Source organism: Burkholderia sp. BCC1998, from assembly GCF_905339875.1.
In the GTDB taxonomy this organism is placed as follows: Bacteria; Pseudomonadota; Gammaproteobacteria; order Burkholderiales; family Burkholderiaceae; genus Burkholderia.
In genome coordinates this window covers 1-1,416 of sequence record NZ_CAJPHE010000070.1, presented here as the reverse complement: position 1 = coordinate 1,416, position 1,416 = coordinate 1, and the positions used below count along the sequence as shown (strand labels likewise).

Sequence of the window (1,416 nt, the reverse complement as noted above, 5' to 3'; positions counted from 1 at the left end):
CATCAGCAAGACCTTCCCGGCCGTGCGCGCGCTCGACAACGTCAGCCTGACCGTCTATCCGGGCGAGATCCATTCGCTGATGGGCGAGAACGGCGCGGGCAAGTCGACGCTGATGAAGATCCTGTCGGGCGCGTACCGCGCCGACGCCGGCGGCGAGATCCTGATCGACGGCGCGCGCATCGACGTCGACGGCCCGCTCGCCGCGCGCGATGCCGGCGTCGCCGTGATCTACCAGGAGCTGTGCCTCGCGCCCAACCTCACCGTCGCGGAAAACATCTACGTCGGCCGCGAACTGCGCCGCGGCAACCGCCGCTGGGGCACCATCGACCGCGCGGCGATGGCGCGCGGCTGCCAGGACGTGCTCGCGCGCCTCGGTGCGCCGTTCGGCCCCGACACGCTGGTCGGCACGCTGTCGATCGCCGAGCAGCAGCTCGTCGAGATCGCGCGCGCCGTGCATACCCGCGCACGCATCCTCGTGATGGACGAACCGACGACGCCGCTGTCGTCGCGCGAGACCGAGCACCTGTTCGGCCTGATCCGCCAGCTGCGCGAGGAAGGTCTCGCGATCATCTACATCAGCCACCGGATGGCCGAAATCTACGAACTGTCCGACCGCGTGTCGGTGCTGCGCGACGGCTCGTACGTCGGCACGCTCGAGCGCGCATCGCTGTCGGCCGAGCGGCTCGTCGCGATGATGGTCGGCCGCGACATCTCCGGCTTCTACAAGAAGGAACACGCGCCGTACGATCCCGGCCACCTGCTGCTGTCGGTGCGCGACATCGCCGACGGCGAGCGCGTGCGCGGCTGCAGCCTCGACCTGCATGCGGGCGAGGTGCTCGGCATCGCCGGGCTCGTCGGCGCGGGCCGCACCGAGCTCGCGCGGCTGATCTTCGGCGCGGAGCCGCGCACGCGCGGCGACGTGAAGCTGGGCGAGCGCACGTTCGGCGCGCATTCGCCGCGCGACGCGATCGACGCGGGCCTCGTCTACCTGACGGAAGACCGCAAGCGCCAGGGCCTGTTCCTCGACATGAGCGTGCGCGACAACATCAACATCTCCGTGTGCAACCGCGATGCGCGGCTCGGCGCGCTCGATCTGGCGCGCGGCGCCACGCGCGCGCGCGACGCGATCGCGTCGCTGTCGATCCGCGTGCCGAACGCGAACGTCAACGTCGGCGCGCTGTCGGGCGGCAACCAGCAGAAAGTGCTGCTGTCGCGCCTGCTCGAGACGAAGCCGCGCGTGCTGATCCTCGACGAGCCGACGCGCGGCGTCGACATCGGCGCGAAATCCGAGATCTACCGGATCATCAACGAACTGGCCCGCGCGGGTGTCGGCGTGATCGTGATCTCGAGCGAGCTGCCGGAGATCATCGGCGTCGCCGACCGCGTGCTCGTGATGCGCGAAGGCGAGATCGCCGG

Annotated in this window: 1 protein-coding gene; it reads left to right on the top strand. The window is 70.4% G+C overall.

What is annotated here, in order from left to right; genetic code table 11:
* Position 1 precedes the first annotated feature (1 nt).
* The coding region (locus U5A56_RS36795; protein ID WP_321927379.1) for a sugar ABC transporter ATP-binding protein at positions 2-1,416 on the top strand (1,415 nt) is incomplete at its 3' end.